Below are 20,193 nucleotides of genomic sequence, written 5' to 3'. Positions count from 1 at the left end.
TTTCAATCCACGCACCCGCGCGGGGTGCGACGCGAAGCTGCTCAGTGAAGTCATCCGCAACCGACTATTTCAATCCACGCACCCGCGCGGGGTGCGACCCTCCCACACCAGCGGGAAGCCGCCGATACCGTCATTTCAATCCACGCACCCGCGCGGGGTGCGACCAAATAATCGGGCCAGAATGGTGGATGTCACGTATTTCAATCCACGCACCCGCGCGGGGTGCGACCTCAACTACCGCTATTATAGAGGTGATCCGGATATTTCAATCCACGCACCCGCGCGGGGTGCGACGGTGTTAACCCCCCAGGCGCAGGCCATACTTGATATTTCAATCCACGCACCCGCGCGGGGTGCGACGTAGGGTACAAGGGGATCGCCGACTGGTTGGCGATTTCAATCCACGCACCCGCGCGGGGTGCGACAGCAAACGTGCATAAAAGCGGATGCTTGTTTGCCCCTTTACTATATCTTTTGTACAAGCTCTTGTCAATTTTTTCGCAGTTTTTCTATTACCCACCCTCCTTTCCTGTTTTTCCTCCGTATTCTCGGTGCGGACCTGCAGAGAAATCCATGTGCGCTTGATGTTCGCACTGCCTTGAATGCAAGCCGCTTATCTTTGTTTTTCCAAAAGATGATTGATCTCAAGGGCCCGCCTTGGCAGGCGAAGCGGCATGGCAAAGGGTGAATCGCCATTTTGAACGGCAAAAAAAGCCGCCCCGGCGCTGTTTCGCGCATTGGGGCGGCCATGGGAAAAGAGCTTGCTTTACGGCTTGAGCAGCGTCACGTCCAAATGGGGGTAGGCGATGGCGATGCCCTCCCGGTCAAAGGTGCGCTTGATCTCCTCCAACAGGTCGTATTTCAGGGGGAAGACCTTTGCCGGCTCGGTCCAGACCCGCACGGCGATCTCCAGGGCGCTGTCCCCAAACTCCGACAGCCGGATCAGGGGGGCGGGCTCTTTGTAGCTGTCCGGGTGGGCGTAGACGATCCCTTTGAGCAGCTCGATGGCCCGCTCAAAGTCGGCCTCGTAGGGGATGGGGACCACCAGGTCCAGCCGGCGGCTCTCCTCGCTGGAGGCGTTGATGATCTTGGAACTGGTCACCTGTCCGTTGGGGATGTAGATGCCCCGGTTGTCGATGGTCAGCAGCTTGGTGTACACCACCCCAATTTCCAGCACCGTGCCCGCGGTGCCGTCCAAATCCACAAAATCGCCCACCCCAAAGGGCTTGGTGATGAGGATCTGCAGCCCCCCGGCCACGTCGGTCAGGCTGTCCTTCACCGCCAGGGAGACGGCGATGCCGGCCACGCTGAAGATGGCCAGGAAGCTCGACAGCTCGATGCCCAGGGAGCTGCCGGCGGTGAAGAGCACCAAAAACCAGAGCACGATTTTCAGCATGGAGGAGAAGAACTTGTTGGCGCCCAGGGAGAGGTTGCGCTTTTTGACCACCCGGTCCACCAGCCGCATGACGATTTTGATGGCGATGTAGCCCACCAGCAGAATGAGGGCCGCCTTCAGCAGCGAGGGCAGCATCCCCTGCAGCCACCCCCAAACGCTGTCCAGCGTCAGCCCCTGGGGAATGTCCGGCAGTTTGACAGTACTTGTGTCCATGGCAGTTCCTCCTGTCGGCCGCCTGTGCGGCGGGGTAGGGGAGCGGCCGCGCGCCGCTCCCGTCAGTGGTCTTACCCTATCACATTTTGGCGAAAAAGGCAATCGGCCCGCCCGCCGGAAAAGATTGCCTTGGCCTCCGGCCGTTGGGCGACATTGACAAAACTGTGACAAGAGGGCTGTTAAAAAATCGGCAGCCATTTGTTAAAAAATTATTCACTCCGAATTGAAATAGACAGGCCCTTGGGGTATAATGTATTCGATTGGAATTTTCACAAAATGAAATACAGAAAAGGAGATCGCGATATGGACTTTGCAATTCTGGTCACCATCACCGGTCTGGTCGTGGTGTTTGCAGCGTTGGCCTTTTTGACCTTCTGCATCTGGCTGATGGGCAAATTGTTGAGCAGCCTCACCAAGCCGAAACAGCCCGCCGCTCCCAAGACCGAGACCAAGCCCGCCGCTCCCGCCCCCAAGGCGCCCGCTCCGGTGGCAAACGCCTCCGCCGGCATCCCGGGCGAGGTCGTGGCAGCCATTTCCGCCGCAGTTGCCAGCATGATGGGCGGCAAGCCCTTTGCCGTGCGCAGCATCAAGCGCAAAAAGCAGACCCGTCCCGCCTGGGGCGCAGCCGGCATTGTGGAAAACACCCGCCCCTTCTAAATCCTGTAACCGAAACAGAAAGGAAATGAAGCCATGATTCAACAAGCTTTGGACGCCATTGGCGGCATCCTCACGTCGTCCGGCTTTGCCAACTGCAGTTGGCAGAACCTGGTCATGATCGCCATTGCCTGTGTGCTGATCTATCTGGCCATCGGCCGCGGGTTTGAGCCGCTGCTGTTGCTCCCCATCGCCTTTGGCATGCTGCTGGCCAACATTCCGGTCGCCAACCTCAACTCCTATGCGGCCCCCTACATAGACCCAGTGACCGGCAAGGAGATGGCCGGCAGCCTGATCTACTACCTCTATCAGGGCGTAAAGCTGGGCATCTACCCGCCCCTCATCTTCCTGGGCATTGGCTGTATGACCGACTTTGGCCCCCTCATCGCCAACCCCAAAAGCTTTTTGCTGGGCGCTGCCGCCCAGGGCGGCATCTTCTTCACCTTCATCGGCGCCACCCTGCTGGGCTTCACCCCGCAGGAGGCCGGCTCCATCGGCATCATCGGCGGCGCTGACGGCCCGACTGCCATCTTCGTCACCAGCAAGCTGGCCCCCGACCTGTTGGGCGCCATCGCCATTGCGGCCTACTCCTACATGGCCCTGGTCCCCATCATCCAGCCGCCCATTATGAAGTTGCTCACCACCAAGAAAGAGCGCTCGGTGGTGATGGAGACCCTGCGGCCGGTCTCGAAACTCGAGAAGATCGTCTTCCCCATCATGGTCACCATCATCGTCTCCTTCCTGGTGCCGGATGCCGCCCCCCTGGTCGGCATGCTGATGCTGGGCAACCTGATGCGCGAGAGCGGCGTGGTGGATCGCCTGGCCAAGACCGCCCAGAACGAGCTCATGAACATCATCACCATCTTCCTGGGGGTCACGGTTGGCGCCACCGCCACGGCGGAGCGGTTCCTCGACCCCAAGACCCTCAAGATCATCGCCCTGGGCCTCGTCGCCTTCTGTGTCGGCACCGCCTGCGGCGTGCTGCTGGGCAAGCTGATGTATGTCCTGAGCAAGGGCAAGATCAACCCCCTCATCGGCTCGGCCGGCGTCTCGGCTGTGCCCATGGCCGCCCGCGTCTCCCAGAAGGTCGGCCAGAAAGAGAACCCCGCCAACTTCCTGCTGATGCACGCCATGGGCCCCAACGTGGCCGGCGTCATCGGTTCGGCGGTCGCGGCCGGTGTGCTCATCAACATCTGCAAATAGCCCTTTCCCGGCGATCTCCTCTACATTTGTTAAAAAAGAGCGCCCGAAGCATTGCGCTTCGGGCGCTCTTTCACTTTTTGTGCGCCGCCCCGCTCAACCGGGAACAGGGAGAGGGGAGAGGCATTTACCGCATGGACACCGCGACCAGAGCCACCCCCAGGGCAAACAACCCGCACAGGTAAAAGACCACCACCAAAAAGGTCTTTTTCTCCTTCACCGCGCGCCACCCGGCCACAAAGCTGATGACGCTCAACAGCCCCAAGATCACCGGCATCCACAGGTCCATGGCCAGCACCTGCGCCAGGCAGAGAGCGGAGAGGAGCAGCACCAGCACCGCCAAGATCAGTTGTATGAGACTCTCTTTTTTCACGGTGAAACACATCCTTTTTGGCCGGCTGCCGCCCTGGGGACAGAAACGCCAACCCGCCTTTTTTCCATTATACGACCAATTTCGCCATCTGTCCACGCCGCAAAAAAGGAGAGGGCATATATCCAATTTGCGGGCTGAAAATCGGTGCTTTTTCTTTTCTTGAATGGGGAGATGTGGTACAATAGGGGAGAAAAAGCGGCCCCCGTCGTCGGTGGCCGCCCCGCGCCCCACCCCGTTTGGCAGCGGTCGGCAGGGGTGGCGCCGCGCCTTCCCATCACACCCGCGAGGAGATTTTTATGACAGACTACCGATCCCAATTTTTGACTCTGCGCAAGCAGTATATCGACCACCGCTTTCGGGACCTCAACGAGATGCAGAAGAGGGCTGTCCTCACCACCGAGGGGCCCATCTTGATTCTGGCCGGTGCCGGCAGCGGCAAGACCACCGTGCTGGTCAACCGGGTGGCCAATCTGGTGGCCTTCGGCCAGGCCTACCACAGCGACAAGGTCTACGGCGACCCCACCGAGGAGGACCTCCTCAATCTGGAGAGCGCCCTCCAAAACGGGGACGAGATCCCCGCCGAGACCTTTCGCAAGCTCTCGGTGAACGCCCCTCGCCCCTGGAACATCCTCGCCATCACCTTTACCAACAAGGCCGCCGGCGAGCTCAAGGACCGGCTGATGGCCATGATCGGGGAGGAGGCCAGCGACATCCAGGCCAGCACCTTCCACTCGGCCTGCGTGCGGATTCTGCGCCGGAATATCGACCGGCTGGGCTTCTCCTCTAACTTCACCATCTACGACCAGGACGACGCCCTGCGGCTGCTCAAAACCATCTTAAAGGAGATGCAGGCCGACGACAAGATGTTCCCCCCAAAGGCGATGCTGCACAACCTGGGCCGGCTGAAGGACAGCATGGTGGACTGGGAGGAGTACGCCGAGGAGGAGCACCCGGACTACAAGCTCCGCGTCACCGCCCAGGTGTACAAGCGCTACCAGGACGCCCTCAAGCGGGCCAATGCCGTGGACTTTGACGACATCCTCTACCACACGGTGCGGCTGTTCCAGCAAAATCCCGACGTGCTGGAATACTACCAGCAGCGCTACCGCTACATACTGGTGGACGAGTACCAGGACACCAACCGGGTGCAGTTTGAACTGGTGAGCATGCTGGCCAGGGGCCACCAAAACCTCTGCGTGGTGGGGGATGACGACCAGTCCATCTACAAGTTCCGGGGCGCCACCATCGAGAACATCCTCAACTTTGAGGGAACCTTCCCCGGGGCCGAGGTGATCCGGCTGGAGCAGAACTACCGCTCCACCCAGAACATCCTCGACGCGGCCAACAGCGTCATTGCCAACAACACCGCCCGCAAGGGCAAAAACCTCTGGACCGACAAGGGCGACGGGGCCAAGATCACCGACTACACCGCCAGGGACGAGTTCGGCGAGGCCGAGTTCATCGGCGACACGGTGGTGAAAAACGTCTCCGAGGGGAGGTACCGCTACGGCGACCACGCCGTCCTCTACCGGATGAACGCCCAGTCCAACGCCGTTGAAAAATATTTTGCCAGGGCGGGGGTACCCTATAAAATAATCGGCGGCCTGCGCTTTTACGACCGCAAGGAGATCCGGGACCTGGTGGCCTATTTGAGCGTCCTCAACAACCCCTCCGACGCCATCCGCCTCAAGCGGATCATCAACGAGCCCAAGCGGGGCATCGGCGAGGCCACCGTGGCCAAGGCCGAGCAGATCGCCGCCGGGTTGGGCCTTAGCCTCTACGAGGTGCTGCGGGAGGCGGAAAGCTACCCCGCCCTCTCCGGCAAGAAAAAGGCCATCGCCGCCTTTACCCAGGTGATGGACGGGCTGATCGCCGCCAGGGAGCAGGAGAAGATGTCGGATTTGACCCTGCGGCTGCTGGAGGAGACCGGCTACGCCGCCTCCCTGCGGGCCCAGGGGTTTGAGGGGGAGACCCGGCTGGAAAACATCGAGGAGTTTGTCTCCAACGTGGTCCGCTACGAGCAGACCGCCGAGGAGCCCAACCTGCAGGAGTTTTTGGAGGAGATCGCCCTCATCACCGACATCGACAACTTCGACCGGGAGGCCGACAGCGTGGTGCTCATGACCATGCACGCCGCCAAGGGGCTGGAGTTCCCCAACGTCTTCATCGCCGGGATGGAGGACGGCATCTTCCCCGGGCGGCAGTCCCTCTACTCCCCCGAGGAGTTGGAGGAGGAGCGCCGGCTGTGCTATGTGGGCATCACCCGCGCCAAGGAGAACCTCTACCTGCTGCACACCCGGCAGCGGATGCTCTTCGGCCAGACCCAGCGCAACCAGCCCAGCCGCTTTTTGCAGGAGATCCCCGAGGAGTATCTGGAGCACGAGGGGGCGGAGGAACTGCCCGCCGGCCTCTTCGGCGGGGGCGCGGCCAAACAGGTGGGCCACTTCCGGGCCCAGAACAACCTGGGGCTGGGGGGCCAGGCCAGCCGCCCCGCCGCGGCGAAGAGCGGAAATACCTACCAGGCCGACGACCTGGTCGCCCACAAGGTGTTCGGCCGGGGGCGGGTGCTGCGCACCACCCCCATGGGGGGCGACACCCTGCTGGAGATCGCCTTTGAGGGCGCCGGGGTGAAAAAGATTATGGCGAATTTCGCCAAATTGGAAAAACTGTGAGGAGGTCTTGCCGGTGAGCGGCAAACTGTTTGTCATCGAAGGGCTCGACGGCAGCGGCAAGGGCACCCAGACCAAGCTGCTGGCCCAGCGGCTGCAGGGGGAGGGGCGGGCGGTGCGCCAGCTCTCCTTTCCCCGGTACGGCGACCCGGCCGCCGGGGCCCTCACCGAGTACCTGCACGGCAGCTACGGCCAAAAGCCGGAGGACGTCAACGCCTACGCCGCCTCCACCTTTTTCGCCGTGGACCGCTACGCCAGCTTCCGACAGGACTGGCGGGAGGCCTATCTGTCCGGCAGTTTGATCCTCTGCGACCGCTACACCACCTCCAACGCCGTCCACCAGACGGCCAAGCTCCCGCGAGGGGAGTGGGACGGCTTCCTCGACTGGCTCTACGACTTTGAGTTTAGCAAGTTGGGGATCCCCCGCCCGACGGCGGTCTTTTACCTGGACATGCCGCCCGAGACCTCGCAAAAGCTGATGGATGGGCGCTATGCCGACAGCGGCGAGAAGGACATTCACGAGCAGGACCTGCCCTACCTCAACCACTGCCGCCAGGCCGCCCTCTACTGCTGTCAAAAGCTGGGGTGGACGGTCATCGACTGCGCCCGGGAGGGGCTTCCCCGCCCGGTGGAGGAGATCGGCGAGGAGCTGCGCGGCGCGGTTGGGGCCGCCCTGTAACAAAAAAGGAGTTAAAAATTGTATGTTGTCATTTAAAACGCCGGAGATCGAAGACCGAAAATGGGTCCAGCCCCTGCTGGACCAGAGCCAGTACACCAGCGACGAGTACACCTTCAGCAACATGTTCATGTGGTGGGAGGGGTACGGCATCCAGTTCACCGAGTACGGGGGAATGTTTCTCGCCCGCAGTGTGGAGGGGGAGACGGCCAACTACATGTTCCCCGCCGGCGCGGTGGATGTGGGGGTGTGGTACGAGGCCTGCAAGGCCGACGCCGACGCCCTGGGCAAGCAGCTGACCATCAGCGGCGCGGGGCCCAAACAGGCGGCGCTGCTCACCGGCTATTTCGGGGACCGGGTGCGCATGGAGTACAACCGGGACTTCTACGACTACGTCTACTTGCAGGAGAAGTTGGCCTCCCTCTCGGGAAAGAAGTACCACTCCAAGCGCAACCACATCTCCTACTTTGAGCAAAACTACAACTGGCGTTTTGAGATCATCGACGAGGACAACATAGCCGACTGCCTGGCCATGAATGAGGAGTGGTGCCGCGAAAACGGCTGCACCCAGAGCGAGAGCCTGCAGATCGAGCACTGCGCGGTGAAGAAGGCCTTTGCCCACTGGGACGAGCTGGGCCTCTTCGGCGGGCTCATCCGGGTGGACGACCGGGTGGTGGCCTACAGCTTCGGCCACGCCCTCAACGACACCATGGTGGACGTGCACGTGGAGAAGGCCTTCTCCGACTACCGGGGGGCCTACCCCATCATCAACCGGGAGTTTGCCCGCAACCTCTGCGGGGGCTACACCTACATCAACCGGGAGGAGGACCTGGGCGAGGAGGGGCTGCGCAAGGCCAAACTCTCCTACCACCCCGCGTGCATGGTGGAGAAATTCATCGCCCGGGTGGCGGACTGATGCTGCGCCTGGCGGGGCCGGAGGACTTTTCGTCCCTCTGCGCGATCTGGCGGGCCGGTTTTGGCGACGGGGAGGCGTATGTCCGCCTCTTTTGGCAAAACTGGCGGGAGAACTGCCGCCCCTACCTCTGGCAGGACGAAGCAGGCCCCGCCGCCGCCCTCTTTTTGCTGCCGGTGGAGTACCGCAGGGGGGGCGAGCGGGTCCCCCTCTGGTACCTCTACGCGGCGGCCACCCTGCCCCAGCGGCAGGGGGAGGGGATCATGTCCCGGATGCTGGAGGAGGTCTACCGCCGGGAGAGCGGCGGGCGGGCGGGCATCGTCCTGGTGCCGGGGGAACCCTCCCTCTTCTCCTTCTACGGGGCCCGCGGCTACCGGGCGTGGGGCGGCCTGCGGCGGCTGGCGGTGGAGCGGGGCGGGTGCGCCGGGGAGGGCTGTCCCCTGACCCCCCTCTCGCCGGAGGAGTTGGCCGGCCGGCGGGAGGCGGCCTTCCTGGCCGGCGGCTACCTGGCCCACGGCCCGGCGGGCCTTCGCCACGCGGTGGCCGACTGCCGCTTCTGGGGGGGCGACGCCCTGGGCTTTGCCGGCGGGCACCTGCTCTACCAGAGGGACGGGGCGGAGTTGGTGATAAAGGAGCTGGCCGCCCCCGACGACGGGCGGGTCCTCGCCGCCCTCGCCGCCCTCTTTGCCCAGACGGGGGCCGCCCGGGCCCGGCTGGTGTTGCCGGTCTTCTCCCCCCTTTTCGCCGGCCGGGGGGAGATCGGCCCCTTTGCCCAGCTGCGGCCGGCGCCAGGCGCTCCCGGCGGCCTGCTGGGGGCGGGGACGGAGAGCGGCTACGCCGGTCTCCTCTACGACTGACCGGCGGGGAAAGGCCCCCTTTTTGCGGGGCGAGAATGGAGGTTTTGCGCGATGATAGCGATTTTTTTGGCAGAGGGATTTGAACAGACCGAGGCCCTGGCCCCGGTGGACGCCCTGCGGCGCGCCAAGAAAGAGGTGCGCACCGTGGGGATCGGCGGCCGGGAGATCACCAGTTCCCACGGGGTGACGGTCCGCTGTGACCTGGCCGACAGCGCCTTCTCCCCGGGGGAGGAGCTGGAGATGATCGTCCTGCCCGGCGGGCTGCCCGGCACCCTCAACCTGGAGGAGAGCCCGACGGTCCAGGGGGCGATCGACTATTGTGTGGAGCGGGAGATTCCCATCGCCGCCATCTGTGCCGCCCCCTCCATCCTGGGACACCGGGGGCTGCTGGATGGCCGCCGGGCCACCGCCAACCCCGGTTTTCAGGACCAGTTGGGGAAGGCCGTCTGCACCGGGGAAGCCGTCTGCCAAGACGGCCTTTTCACCACCGCCCGGGGCGCCGGGGTGGCGGTGGAATTCGGCCTGGCGCTGGTGGAGCAGCTCTGCGGCAGAGAGGCCATGGAGGCGGTCAAAGCCTCTATGGCAATTTGAGTGGCGGAGAAGGCGGTCTCTAAAAAGGAGGCCAGGGCGTTGGCCCGCAACTGCCGTCAAGGGCTGCGGGCAGGGCCCAAAAACAGGATGGACACCGCCATTGCCCGCCGGTTTTTCGAGGCGACGGGCGGGGAGGACCGGGGCGCCGTCCTCTACTACTCCCTCCCCCAGGAGGTGGACACCCGGCGGATCATGCGCCGGCTGTTGGCCGAGGGGAAGCGGATCTACCTGCCCCAGACCAGCCCTTCGGGGAAGATGCGGATGGTCCGCTTTGAGGGGACGCGGCAGCTGGCCAAAGGCCCCCACGGCGTGTTGGAGCCCACCGGCTCCAAGATCCTGGACAAGCGGATGGCGCTGCCCATTTTGGTGCCCGGCCTGGCCTTTGACCGCCGGGGCTACCGGGTGGGCTATGGCGGGGGCCACTACGACCGGTACCTGAAAAACTACCCCGGGCTCAAGGTCGGCCTCTGCTACGAGGCCTGCCTGCTGGACGAGATCGAGGTTGATCCCTGGGATCAGCCGGTGGACATCCTCCTCACCGAGGGGGGAGAGTACGCGGCAAAGCGATAGCCGCCCGATAGGAGAAAGCGCATGGAACACCTGAATAAGCAAACCGCCGGAAAGAAGAAAAAGGCCCTGCTGATTGTGGGGATCGCCCTGGCAGCGCTGCTGCTCATCGCCGGGGGGCTGGGCCTCTACGCCGCCTCGGAGATCGGCGGCTGGGGGGGCGACGACAGCCAGCTGGTGACGGTGACGGTGGAGAAGGGCGCCTCGACGGCGGCCATCGCCTCGGCCCTCAAGGAGGAGGGGGTCATCGGCAGCAAGGCCCTCTTTCGCCTCTACTCCAAGCTAAACGGAGGCGACGGCACCTACCAGTTCGGCAACCACAAACTGCCCAAGAAGGCGGCCTACAAGGATGTCATCGCCACCCTCCAGCAGACGGCGGTCAACGAGAACGTGGCCACCGTCACCATCCCCGAGGGGTACAGCCTGCCCCAGATCGCCACCGCCCTGGAAGAGGCGGGGGTCTGCGGCGGCGACGCCTTCCTGGACGCCCTGCAGACCGGCCGGTTTGAGGGCTCCTTTGAGGCGGAGGTGAGTGACTCCCCCTTGAAGATTTTGAAGATGGAGGGCTACTGCTTCCCCGACACCTATCAGTTTGAAAAGGGGAGCGACCCGGCCGCCGTGGCCCAGACCATGCTGGCCCACTTTGACAGCCAGATCACCCCGGAGATGCGGGCGCGGATGGACGAATTGGGGATGAGCCTGGAGGAGACGGTGACCCTGGCCTCCATCATCCAGAAGGAGTCCTTCACCAACGAGGATATGAAGCAGGTCTCCGGGGTGTTTCACAACCGGATGGCCGCCGGCAGCAGCCTGCCCATGCTCCAGTCGGACGTGACCATCGTCTTTTTGCGGGCCTATGACGCCTACGGCCTCCCCTACACCGAGGAGCAGTCGGAGGCCTACAACACCTACACCGTCACCGGCCTGCCCATCGGCCCGGTGGCCTGCCCGGGCAAAGCCGCCCTGGAAGCTGCCCTCTGGCCGGCCAGCCACGACTACTACTACTTTGTCACCGACGCCGACAACAACTACCTCTACGCCAAGACCTTCCCCGAGCACGAGAAGAACGTGGCCCAGGCCGACGCGACCCGGGGGAAGTAGGCGGTGGTGAAGAAACCGGAACTGCTGGCCCCCGCCGGGGATGAGGAGCGGCTGGAGGCCGCCCTCCTCTACGGGGCGGACGCCGTCTACCTGGGCGGCCAGCGCTTTGGCATGCGGGCCGGTCCGGAGAACTTCTCCCCCGACGGGCTGCGGCGGGCGGTGGCCCTGGCCCACCAAAAGGGGGTCAAGGTCTACCTGACCTGCAACACCCTTCCCCGGCAGGGGGAGCTGGACGCCCTGCCCGCCTTTCTGGCCGGGGCGGCAGAGGCCGGGGTGGACGCCTTCATCATCGCCGATTTGGGGGTGATGGAGATGGCCCGCCAGGCGGCGCCCCAGGTGGCGCTGCACGTCTCCACCCAGCTGGGGGTGGTCAACGGGGCCACCGCCACCGCCCTCTACAAAATGGGGGCCAGCCGGGTGGTGCTGGCCCGGGAGCTCTCCCTGGAGGAGATCGCCTCCATCCGCCGGGAGACCCCGCCCCAGCTGGAACTGGAGGCCTTTGTCCACGGGGCCATGTGCATGTCGGTGTCGGGGCGGTGCCTCCTCTCCCAGTACCTGGCAGGCCGCGACCCCAACCGGGGGGACTGCGCCCAGCCCTGCCGCTGGCGCTACCGGCTGGAGGAGGAGAGCGCCCCCGGCGTCTACCACGAGATCGGGGAGATCCCCGGCCAGGGGAGTTACCTCCTCAACGCCGGCGACCTGCGGATGATCGAGCACCTCGGCGACCTGGCGGCCGCCGGGGTGGGCAGCTTCAAGATCGAGGGGCGGGCCAAGTCGGTCTACTACGCGGCGGCCGTCACCAACGCCTACCGCATCGCCGTCGACCGCTGGGCCGCCGCGCCGGGCGAGCCCTGCCCCAGCTGGCTGATAGAGGAGACCGAGGCGGTGAGCCACCGCCCCTACACCACCGGCTTCTACTTCGGCCAGCCCCGCCAGTTCACCGAGAGCGGGCAGTACCTGCAGAGCTGCCAGGTGGTGGCGGTGGCCGAGCGCTGGGAGGGCGGCCGCCTCTGGTGCCGGATGAAAAACCGGCTGCGGGAGGGGGAGGAGCTGGAGCTCCTCCTCCCCGGCCGGGCCCCGCTGGCCCTGCCGGTGGCCGGTCTGCGCGACGGCGCGGGGGAGCCCATCCGCGAGGCCATCCACCCCCACATGGCCCTCTCCCTGCGCTGCGGGGAACCGGCCCCCAGGGGGGCGATCCTCCGCCGGCGGTTGGGGGGGACCTCTCCCCGGCAGAGAGGATAAAACAGATGCCGCCGGCCCCCCTTTTGCCGGGCGGTGTGGGCGAGAGGCGGGATTCACAAAAGGGAAAAAGCGCTGTGAGAAGGGGCTTCTCACAGCGCTTTTTTGGCGGGCTTTGGAGGTTTAGTGGCCGTGGTCCTGCTTGATGATCCCCATCCGGTAGGCGGCCAGCAGCCGGCGCAACCCCTCGATGTTCTCCCGGATCTCCTGCCCCACATCGGTCTCCCCCACCTGGATGCGGTGCTCGGTGGCCTGGGTGAGGACGGTGGTGGAGAGGATGTCCCGGTTCTGGCGGATGGCCTCCTTCACCCCCTCAAAGGGGCTGTGGGAGACGATGCGCAGCCCGTAGGAGTTGTAGATGAGGGTGTAGCCGGCAATGCCGGTCTTGGACTGGTAGGCCTGGCAGAAACCGCCGTCGATGACGATCAATTTTCCCCCGGCCTTGACCGGGTTCTCCCCGTCCTTGGTGCGCACCGGCACGTGGCCGTTGACGATGTGGCTGCCCGGCCCCCCCAGGCCGAACTCCCGCAGGATCTTCTCACAGATGTCCGGCCGCTCGTAGAGGAGGTAGTAGGGGTTCTTGGGCTCCTCCCAGGTGCGCGCGTCCTCGCAGAGCAGCCGCTCGAAGGTGGCGATCCGCTCCCGCCCGAAGAGGGGGGAGTTCTTGCCGCACCACAGGTACCAGAGATAGTCCTTCCCCTGCTGGCGCTGGGGGGAGTGGGGCTGGGCGTAGTAGCCCTGGCGGGCCAACCCCTCGGCGTAGTCGAGAAAGGCCCGGCCCGAGAGCTCCTCCCCCTCGCAGGAGAAGGGGAGGAAGCTGCCGTCCTCTCGCAGCGGGACGCAGCCGTGGAGGAGCAGGTTGTCGTTGAAGCACTTGTAGAGCCCGCCCTTGGCGTAGAGGAACTGGACGTGGCGCTGCAGCTTCTCGCTCTGCAAAAAGGAGAATTTCAGCTGCTCCATCACCCGGGCCTCCTCCTCGCTCAAGGCGTAGGGGTCGGCGGGGTCGACGGTGGGGAAGTCGGTGTCCTTGAGGGGGACATCCCGCCCGTCCAGGTGGACGGTGCCCCGCGCCCGGTCGATCTTGTGCAGCAGCATCCGCTCCCCCATCAAAAAGCCGGGATTGCGCAGGATGATCTGCCCCTCCAGCTTGAACTGGATGACGGCGATGGCCTTGTGCATGCAGGCCACCCGGTGAATGTCTTTGGGGCTGTATCCGCGGGTGGCCTCCCCCTTGGGGAGGAAGGCGGCCATGTCCCGGCCGCCGTAGGTCTCGGCGGCAAAGAGGGCCAGGGGCCGCAGGCTGATGCCGTAGCCCTGCTCCACCACCTCCAAGTTGTTGTAGGTGATGGAGTTGTTGAGGACGTTGGCGATGCAGGTGCGGCTGCCGGCGGCGGCCCCCATCCAGAGAACGTCGTGGTTGCCCCACTGGATGTCCACGCAGTGGTGGGCCATCAGCGAGTCCATGACGATGTCGGCCCGGGGGCCCCGGTCGTAGATGTCCCCCACAATGTGCAGCCGGTCGACGATCAGCCGCTTGATGGTGCCGCAGAGGGCGGCAATAAAGGCGTCCCCCCGCTCGATCTCGATGATGGTGGCGATGATGTTTTCGTAGTAGCGGCCCTTGTTGCGCTCGTCGTAGGTGGTGTGCAGCAGCTCGTCGATGATGTACTCAAAGTCGGGCGGCAGGGCCTTGCGCACCTTGGAGCGGGTGTACTTGGAGGCCACCAGCCGGCAGACCTCCACCAGCCGCCCCAGGGTGAGGCGGTACCACTCCCCCAGCTCCTCCTGGGGGGTCTCCTCCTTGATCTCTTTGAGCTTTTGTTCCGGGTAGTAGATGAGGGTGGCCAGGGCCGCCCGCTGGGCCTGGGAGAGGGTGTTCTGGTAGAGCAGGTCCACCTTTTCGCGGATGGCGCCGGAGGCGTTGCCCATGATGTGCAAAAAGGCCTCGTACTCCCCGTGCAGATCGCTCATAAAGTGCTCGGTCCCCTTGGGCAGGTTGAGGATGGCCTGCAGGTTGATGATCTCGGTGGAGGCCGACTGAATGGTGGGGTACTGGCGGGCCAGCACCTTCAAAAAGCGCAGGTCGTCCAGCACCTGGCGGCGGGTGATGTTCACAGCACTTCCCCCCCTTTACAGCCCGGAAAGGGGCAGCCAGGCCAGCACCCTTTGGATGAACTCGTCCCAGAAGGCCCAGTCGTGAGCGCCGGGCCCCTCCTCCTCGGTCACCGCAAAGCCCAGGGCCCCCAAAAAGTCGGCAAAGGCGGGGGTGTAGGGGTAGAGAAAGTCCTCGGTGCCGCAGCAGAGGTAGGCGGCGGGCAGGGGGGCGTCGCTCTCGGCCAGCCCCTGGGCCAGGGCGTAGAGGTCGTGCTCGCTGCCGGCCACCGCGTCGGAACCGCCAAAAGCGGTCTCAAACTGGGCGAAAGCGGGGTCACCCCGCCACTGGCTGGCCAAGTCCACCGCGTCCAGCGCCCCCGAGAGGCTGGCGAAGGCGGCGTACCGCTCGGGCAGGGTGAGGGCCAGCTTGGCCGCCCCGTACCCGCCCATGGAGAGCCCGGCGATGAAGTTTTGCTCCCGCCGGGTGGAGAGGCCGAAGGCGGCGCGGCAGAACCGGGGCACCTCCTCGGCGATGTAGGTGAAGTAGGGGCCGGCGGGGGAGAGGTCGCTGTAAAAGCTGTTCTGGGCCGAGGGCATGACCAGGGCCACCCCCGCCTCGGCGGCATAGCGCTCAACGCTGGACTGGCGCAGCCAGCTGGTGCAGTCCCCCGAGAGGCCGTGGAGCAGGGTCAGCACCGGCAGCCTGTCCTGCACCGGGGCGTAGAGCTGGTCGATGGGGGTCTCCTTGCAGATGTAGTCGGGGGGCGAGGGGAGGCAGACGGTCAGCTCGGTGGGGGTTTGCAGCACCTTGGAGAAAAAATGGCAGTTGAACAGGGACATGTGAAACACTCCTTCCCGTTTGGTTGAAAAACAGTTGCACAAAAGGCAGAGGACAACCCCGTCCCCTGCCTTTTTGCAAACTCGATTTACTTTTCTTCTGCGTTCGCGCGCTCCAGCCAGATGTTGGCGATCTCCAGCGCCCCCCACAGCCCCTTTTTCTCGCTGCTCTTGACGATGCGCTCGATGGGGGAGAGGTTGGTGTCGGTGAGCATGAGGGAGAGCCGCACCTTGTCGGCCATCTCCTCGCCCTGGTAGGTCTGCTTGCTCACAATCTGCATATACACGATGTATTTATCGTCCATGCTGCCGAAATACAGCTCGTCGCCGCAGCGGGCCAGGGGTTTCCCCTGGTATTTCAGCGCTGTTTTTACCTGTGCCATCCCGGTGGCCTCCTTTGTTTGATCTCCGCCAGAGAGCGGCAACGCGGAGAGCCCTCCCCGCGTTGCCGCACAACTCCCTATTGGGTACTTTTTATCAGTATACCATTGCCCCGCGGGTTTGTAAAGGGAAGGGGCTGTCGGTTCCTGCCGCAGATGGGCGGGTGGCCGAAAAACGCGGCCGCGCGCTGTTCTTGGAGAGAGCGGGCCGGCGCGGTATCACCGCCGCCAAACGGACGCGGCCCCACAGATGGCCGGGCAGATGTGCAAACTCCGTTTGCCCTCGTCCCCTTGCTGTCTGGCTGTTTTCGTGGAAGGGCTGGCTGTCCCTCTGCCCCAATATCAACAATTTTTAAAAGCAGGGGGAGCTGTCGGGCAAAACTGGATCGCTTCATCCCTTTGGGGGGCGGTTCTCCCGCTCCAAGTCCAGCAGCAGCCCCTTTCTGTCCAGCCCGCCGCCGTAGCCGGTGAGGGTCCCCCCCGCGCCGATGACCCGGTGACAGGGGATGACGATGGGGATGGGGTTGCGGTGGTTGGCGCCCCCCACCGCCCGGCTGGCCTGGGGCCTGCCCACCCGGCGGGCGATCTCCCCGTAGCTGCAGGTCTCGCCGTAGGGGATTTCCTCCAGCGCCCGCCAGACCGCCTGCTGAAAGGGGGTTCCGGCCGGGGCCAGGGGGAGGGAGAACTGCCGCAGCTCACCGGCGAAATAGCGCTCCAGCTGTTCCCAGGCCTCCCGCAACAGGGGGGTCTCCCCCTCGCGGTAGCCCTCGGGGGGCTGTTGCCCCGCAAAGAGGATCAGGGTGATGGCGCCGTCCTCCTCTCCCACCCCCAGGGGGCCGATGGGGCTCTCTCTCCAACAGATGGTTTTCATAGACACCTCTCCTTTGACAACATGCTCCGGCGGTACTGCCCCGGCGACAGGCCGGCCTGCCGCCGAAAGGCGGCGTAAAAGGCCGACAGGCTGGCAAAGCCCACCGCCTGGGAGACCTGTAAGATGGGCGCGTCCCCCCGCTCCAAAGCCCGGCAGGCCGCCTCCACCCGGCGGCGGGCCAGAAATGCGGCGGGGGTCTCGCCCCGCTGGCGGCGAAAGAGGGCCCGCAGGTGATCGCCGCTGACCCCCAGGGCCCCCGGCAGACAGCGCAGCGCGTCGGGGCGGGAGAGGTGCTCCTCCAGCCACCCGGCGGCCCTTTGCACCAACTCCTCCTCCGGCCGGTAGGCGGCCAGATCGGGGCGGCAGCGCTTGCAGGGCCGGCAGTAGATGCCGGTGGTCTTCACCTCGTAGAAAAAGCGTCCGTCGCAGGCCGGGTCACAGTCCCGCACCGCCCGCCACCTCTCCTCATCGTCCATCTGCCGCACCCCCTCTCTGCCTACCAGTGTACCATGTTCCGGCCCAAAAATCTTCCTGTTTGGCGGGAAGAAATTCGCCGGGGCAGAAAAAATGGCGGGGCCCCTAGAGGGCCCCGCCATCGGGTGCAGGTCACCGCCGCTTTCCGCGGGTGGCGGCCACCGCCCCCGCGGCGAGCAGGGCCAGCGCCCCCATGGCCAGGGGGCGTCCGGCGTCGCCGGTTTCAGCCAGCGGCCGCTCGCCGGGTTTCGGGGCGGGGGCGGGCGGCTCCTCTTCGGCCGGCGCCCCTTCCAGGGCGATCCACCGGGGGTAAAGGGTGAGCGCCCCCTCCACCCGGTCGGTGGCAAAGTCCCAGGGGAGGGTGCAGCCCTCGTCCTGGTACCAGCCGCCAAAGCGGTAGCCCTCTCTCGCCAGGTCTGCGGGGCGGGACAGCAGCCCGCCGGCGGCGGCCTCCCTGTCCGCCAGCTCGGTGCCGGCAAAGTGAATGGGGTAGCGCTGGGGGGCCACCGCCTCGTCCCGGTAGACCAGGGTGTAGGTGGAAAAGCGGTCGGTCAGCACCGTGACGGTGGCGGCGCTGCTGTCCACATCCCCCAACAGTTCGGCCGACCAGCTGCCGTCAGGGGCCTGGTGGGTGCGCAGGACGGCGTATGTCCGGGCAACGCCGTCGGGCGCTTGCAGGGCGGTGGGAACGGTGAAGGTCAGGGGGATGGGCGCGTCGGTCTGCGCGACCAGCGCCACCTCGGTGTCATCCCCCCGGGCGATGATCTTTTGCAGGGTGAGGCTGTGCTGGCCGGCCAGGGTATACCCCTGGGCGGCAGTCTCGATGGCGGCCTGCTCCTGGGCGCCGGGGGCGGCGCTGTCGCGCCGCAGCGAGAGGCAGTAGCGGGTGATCTCCCCCGCCTGCAGGGCGGCTGCCTCCTCCTGGCTCATGTTGGAGAGGAGGGCGGCAGGGTGCTTGAGGGCGAGGGCGGGGTGCTCCGGCCCCTCCACCGCAACGGCGGGGAGTTGGGCCAGGGCGGCATTGAGGGCGTCCTGCGCCGCAGCAGAGAGGGTGGCGCCCCCCTTTTTCATCGCCTCGGCGTGCACCTTGGCGGCCAGGACCGCCTCCTCTGCCGCGGCCTGCTCTTCCGGGGAGAGATCGCCCTCCAGCGGGGGCAGGGCCTCGATCATCTCCTCGGCCTCCTCCGCCCGCAGGGGGGCAAAGGTGACCTGCAGGGTGTGGGGGCCGTCGATCTGCGGGAAGGTGTGGCGATCTGCCGCCTCCACCGGAATGCCGTCGGCCAGAACAGCCTCCACCCGGTAGCCGGGGTCGGGGGTGAAGCGGTAGACCGCGTCCGCCCCCCAGAGAACCTCCCCCTCCAAGCTGACAGCGCCGCCCTCTCCCGCCTCGGCGGCGACGGCCGGGGCCGGGTGCAGGGTCAGCTCCACCTCGCCGCTGGCGCTTTGGTAGTTGCCGCTCTCGGGGAGGAAGGTCCAGCGGTAGCGGGCGGTACCATCCACCGGGGTTTGGCCCTCCTCCCAGGCGATGGTCCCGGGGGTGCTGCCCTCCCCCAGGGTCAGGGCGGGGAGACCGGGTTCCAGCGGGGCGTCGCCGGCGCAGACGGGCAATGCGGTGGCGTCGGCCGGCTGGATGTCGGGGTAAAAGTAGTAGGTCGGGCTTTGGTAAAATTTGGTCTTGGTGGCGTAGTCGTAGCCGCAGACGATCGCCTGGTACCAATCGCCCCCGCCGGGGGCGCTGTCGGCCACATCGGTGACGGCCCAGGTGTTGTCGCCGGACCACTTGTCCTTGTCCTTTTGGTAGTTGTGAACCTTTACCCACTGGCAGAGGAAGTAGACCTTGTCGCCCTTGAGGGGGTGGGAGATGTCGACTTTCAGGGTCACAGGCTGGCCGTCGTACACCTTGGAGACCTGCCTGTCGCTGGGGGTCACCACCGGGTCGGCATAGCCGGAAACGGGGTAGAGGGTGGCGCCCCCCACCGCGCTGGTGGGGGAGACGGCGCTCCCCCCTTCAGAAAAGCTCCACCGGGTCAGGTAGCCGCTGCTGCCGTCGCCCGCCGGCAGGGCAAAGCCGCTGTCCGTCGCCCAGTGGCCGTCTGCGCCCTTGACCAGGTTGAGGGGGCGGCCGAAAAGCCGCTCGATGGCGGGGGCCGAGCCGTCGGCATAGGAGATGCGCACCGGGTAGCCCAGCAGCTTTTTGGCGTCGGCATAGGTGAGGGACTGGCTGTATGCGGCGTAGTTCTCCCCGGTGCAGAGGAGGGCGGTCAGCTTGGTGCAGTTGCGAAAGGCGGTGCCGCCGTTTTCAAAAACAACCGCCGGGTTTTGGGGGAGGACGGCGGTGGAGTAGTTGGTCCCGTAAAAGGCCTGGGAGCCCAGGTGGGTCAGCCCGTCGGGGAGGGTCAGGGTGCCGGTGAGGGCGGGGCATTCCTGAAAGGCCTGGCTGCCGATCGACTGGAGGGACGGGGGGAAGGCCAGCTCCCCCGACAGCTTGGTGCAACCCGAAAAGGCCGCGCTTTCAATGGTGGTCAGCCCGGCGGGAAAACGCACCCCGGTGAGGCCGGTGTTGTACCTGAAAGCCGATTTCCCCAGGGTGGTGAGGGCGGCGGGCAGGTCGAGGAGGCCGGTGAATTGGCAGTTCATAAAGGCCTGCATGCCGATGGATTCCAGCGAGGCGGGGAGAACCAGCGGGCCGGTGAGCTCGCTGTGCCCGTCAAATGCCTGATCGCCGATTTGCACCAGGTGGGTCGCCTGGGAGAGGTCCAGGGAGGTGAACCGGCATTCCTTGTAGGAGGGGTGGGTGTTGTTGGAAAAGGCATCCGCGCCGATGGCGGTCACCGGCTTCCCGCCGATGGTTTCGGGAAGGACGATGGCAATATCCTGTTTCTGCGCCGCCGTGAGGGAGGCCAGATACCCCTCGTCAAAGCCGGTGATGGCCGCCCCCTCCCCGGCCGCCTTGTAGGTGAAGACCGCCCCGGTGTAGGGGGCCTCCTCCGCCCAGGCGGGAAGCGATAGGGCAAGCAGCGCCGCCGCCAGGGCGAGGATGGCCGCCCCCCGCCGTCTCTTTGCAAAGTGCACGGTAAAACCCCCTTTT

The 20,193-nt window shown here is 65.5% G+C and carries 18 protein-coding genes and 1 CRISPR repeat array (1 of these 19 only partly in view); of the genes, 10 read left to right on the top strand and 8 right to left on the bottom strand.

The window, feature by feature from the left end:
• Positions 1 to 425: direct repeats of the CRISPR family, unit length 32 nt; unit sequence ATTTCAATCCACGCACCCGCGCGGGGTGCGAC (it extends 1 nt beyond the left edge of the window).
• Between the two features lie 341 nt (positions 426 to 766).
• On the bottom strand, positions 767 to 1,609 hold the full coding sequence (locus HJY11_RS06555) for a mechanosensitive ion channel family protein (RefSeq protein ID WP_208075194.1): 843 nt from the start codon (positions 1,607 to 1,609) through the stop codon (positions 767 to 769).
• 303 nt (positions 1,610 to 1,912) lie between these two features.
• Between HJY11_RS06555 and HJY11_RS06550 the strand changes: the two genes are divergently transcribed.
• Positions 1,913 to 2,266, top strand: coding sequence for an OadG family protein (locus tag HJY11_RS06550; RefSeq protein ID WP_208075193.1), 354 nt, complete (start codon positions 1,913 to 1,915; stop codon positions 2,264 to 2,266).
• A gap of 33 nt (positions 2,267 to 2,299) precedes the next feature.
• Entirely contained in the window at positions 2,300 to 3,466 is a 1,167-nt protein-coding gene (locus HJY11_RS06545; RefSeq protein ID WP_208075192.1) for a sodium ion-translocating decarboxylase subunit beta, read from the top strand.
• A 124-nt stretch (positions 3,467 to 3,590) separates the two neighbouring features.
• Here HJY11_RS06545 and HJY11_RS06540 read toward each other — a convergent pair whose 3' ends face one another.
• The gene (locus HJY11_RS06540; protein ID WP_208075191.1) at positions 3,591 to 3,836 is read right to left on the bottom strand and encodes a hypothetical protein; all 246 of its coding nucleotides are present in this window, start codon (positions 3,834 to 3,836) and stop codon (positions 3,591 to 3,593) included.
• A 296-nt stretch (positions 3,837 to 4,132) separates the two neighbouring features.
• Here HJY11_RS06540 and HJY11_RS06535 point away from each other — a divergent pair, with 296 nt between their 5' ends.
• The 8 genes from HJY11_RS06535 to HJY11_RS06500 are packed head-to-tail and all read left to right on the top strand — an operon-like array spanning position 4,133 to position 12,452.
• The gene (locus HJY11_RS06535; protein WP_208075190.1) at positions 4,133 to 6,508 is read left to right on the top strand and encodes an ATP-dependent helicase; all 2,376 of its coding nucleotides are present in this window, start codon (positions 4,133 to 4,135) and stop codon (positions 6,506 to 6,508) included.
• A 13-nt stretch (positions 6,509 to 6,521) separates the two neighbouring features.
• Entirely contained in the window at positions 6,522 to 7,184 is a 663-nt protein-coding gene (locus HJY11_RS06530; protein ID WP_208075189.1) for a dTMP kinase, read from the top strand.
• A 22-nt stretch (positions 7,185 to 7,206) separates the two neighbouring features.
• Positions 7,207 to 8,097, top strand: coding sequence for a DUF2156 domain-containing protein (locus HJY11_RS06525; RefSeq protein WP_208075188.1), 891 nt, complete (start codon positions 7,207 to 7,209; stop codon positions 8,095 to 8,097).
• Positions 8,097 to 8,951 carry a GNAT family N-acetyltransferase gene (locus HJY11_RS06520; protein WP_208075187.1) on the top strand — a complete coding sequence of 285 codons (855 nt, stop codon included), beginning with the start codon at positions 8,097 to 8,099 and terminating at the stop codon, positions 8,949 to 8,951. The genes HJY11_RS06525 and HJY11_RS06520 overlap by 1 nt, the downstream gene beginning before the upstream one ends.
• Positions 8,952 to 9,002: 51 nt before the next feature.
• Positions 9,003 to 9,542, top strand: a complete 540-nt coding sequence (locus tag HJY11_RS06515) for a DJ-1 family glyoxalase III (RefSeq protein ID WP_208075186.1) — start codon at positions 9,003 to 9,005, stop codon at positions 9,540 to 9,542.
• On the top strand, positions 9,543 to 10,112 hold the full coding sequence (locus HJY11_RS06510) for a 5-formyltetrahydrofolate cyclo-ligase (RefSeq protein ID WP_368041550.1): 570 nt from the start codon (positions 9,543 to 9,545) through the stop codon (positions 10,110 to 10,112).
• Between the two features lie 21 nt (positions 10,113 to 10,133).
• Complete coding sequence (gene mltG, locus HJY11_RS06505) at positions 10,134 to 11,210, top strand: endolytic transglycosylase MltG (RefSeq protein ID WP_208075184.1); 1,077 nt, start codon at positions 10,134 to 10,136, stop codon at positions 11,208 to 11,210.
• Positions 11,211 to 11,216: 6 nt separating this feature from the next.
• Entirely contained in the window at positions 11,217 to 12,452 is a 1,236-nt protein-coding gene (locus HJY11_RS06500; protein WP_208075183.1) for a peptidase U32 family protein, read from the top strand.
• Between the two features lie 120 nt (positions 12,453 to 12,572).
• On the opposite strand, the gene HJY11_RS06495 is transcribed toward HJY11_RS06500, so the two are convergent.
• The 6 genes from HJY11_RS06495 to HJY11_RS06470 all read right to left on the bottom strand — a co-directional run bounded on the left by HJY11_RS06495 (position 12,573) and on the right by HJY11_RS06470 (position 20,177).
• Positions 12,573 to 14,564: a fructose-1,6-bisphosphatase gene (locus HJY11_RS06495; RefSeq protein WP_208075182.1), complete on the bottom strand. Its 1,992-nt coding sequence runs from the start codon at positions 14,562 to 14,564 to the stop codon at positions 12,573 to 12,575.
• 15 nt (positions 14,565 to 14,579) lie between these two features.
• The gene (locus HJY11_RS06490) at positions 14,580 to 15,383 is read right to left on the bottom strand and encodes an alpha/beta hydrolase (protein WP_208075181.1); all 804 of its coding nucleotides are present in this window, start codon (positions 15,381 to 15,383) and stop codon (positions 14,580 to 14,582) included.
• Between the two features lie 86 nt (positions 15,384 to 15,469).
• A complete protein-coding gene (locus tag HJY11_RS06485; RefSeq protein ID WP_208075180.1) occupies positions 15,470 to 15,763 on the bottom strand; it encodes a hypothetical protein in 294 nt (97 codons plus the stop codon).
• Between the two features lie 388 nt (positions 15,764 to 16,151).
• On the bottom strand, positions 16,152 to 16,631 hold the full coding sequence (locus HJY11_RS06480; RefSeq protein WP_208075179.1) for a methylated-DNA--[protein]-cysteine S-methyltransferase: 480 nt from the start codon (positions 16,629 to 16,631) through the stop codon (positions 16,152 to 16,154).
• On the bottom strand, positions 16,628 to 17,107 hold the full coding sequence (locus HJY11_RS06475) for a helix-turn-helix domain-containing protein (RefSeq protein WP_208075178.1): 480 nt from the start codon (positions 17,105 to 17,107) through the stop codon (positions 16,628 to 16,630). The genes HJY11_RS06480 and HJY11_RS06475 overlap by 4 nt, the downstream gene beginning before the upstream one ends.
• 130 nt (positions 17,108 to 17,237) lie before the next feature.
• A complete protein-coding gene (locus HJY11_RS06470; protein ID WP_208075177.1) occupies positions 17,238 to 20,177 on the bottom strand; it encodes a leucine-rich repeat protein in 2,940 nt (979 codons plus the stop codon).
• Positions 20,178 to 20,193 lie beyond the last annotated feature (16 nt).

The sequence above is a fragment of the Bittarella massiliensis (ex Durand et al. 2017) genome, assembly GCF_017566145.1.
GTDB lineage: Bacteria > Bacillota > Clostridia > Oscillospirales > Ruminococcaceae > Bittarella > Bittarella massiliensis_A.
This window is presented reverse-complemented; position numbering and strand designations above follow the sequence as displayed.

What these genes read in the sequence shown, in the direction of transcription:
- HJY11_RS06555 (WP_208075194.1), bottom strand. Translation starts at nt 1,609, where the DNA reads ATGGACACAAGTACTGTCAAACTGCCGGACATTCCCCAGGGGCTGACG.
- HJY11_RS06475 (WP_208075178.1), bottom strand. Translation starts at nt 17,107, where the DNA reads ATGGACGATGAGGAGAGGTGGCGGGCGGTGCGGGACTGTGACCCGGCC.
- HJY11_RS06490 (WP_208075181.1), bottom strand. Translation starts at nt 15,383, where the DNA reads ATGTCCCTGTTCAACTGCCATTTTTTCTCCAAGGTGCTGCAAACCCCC.
- mltG (WP_208075184.1), top strand. Translation starts at nt 10,134, where the DNA reads ATGGAACACCTGAATAAGCAAACCGCCGGAAAGAAGAAAAAGGCCCTG.
- HJY11_RS06480 (WP_208075179.1), bottom strand. Translation starts at nt 16,631, where the DNA reads ATGAAAACCATCTGTTGGAGAGAGAGCCCCATCGGCCCCCTGGGGGTG.
- HJY11_RS06515 (WP_208075186.1), top strand. Translation starts at nt 9,003, where the DNA reads ATGATAGCGATTTTTTTGGCAGAGGGATTTGAACAGACCGAGGCCCTG.
- HJY11_RS06550 (WP_208075193.1), top strand. Translation starts at nt 1,913, where the DNA reads ATGGACTTTGCAATTCTGGTCACCATCACCGGTCTGGTCGTGGTGTTT.
- HJY11_RS06525 (WP_208075188.1), top strand. Translation starts at nt 7,207, where the DNA reads ATGTTGTCATTTAAAACGCCGGAGATCGAAGACCGAAAATGGGTCCAG.
- HJY11_RS06485 (WP_208075180.1), bottom strand. Translation starts at nt 15,763, where the DNA reads ATGGCACAGGTAAAAACAGCGCTGAAATACCAGGGGAAACCCCTGGCC.
- HJY11_RS06535 (WP_208075190.1), top strand. Translation starts at nt 4,133, where the DNA reads ATGACAGACTACCGATCCCAATTTTTGACTCTGCGCAAGCAGTATATC.
- HJY11_RS06520 (WP_208075187.1), top strand. Translation starts at nt 8,097, where the DNA reads ATGCTGCGCCTGGCGGGGCCGGAGGACTTTTCGTCCCTCTGCGCGATC.
- HJY11_RS06545 (WP_208075192.1), top strand. Translation starts at nt 2,300, where the DNA reads ATGATTCAACAAGCTTTGGACGCCATTGGCGGCATCCTCACGTCGTCC.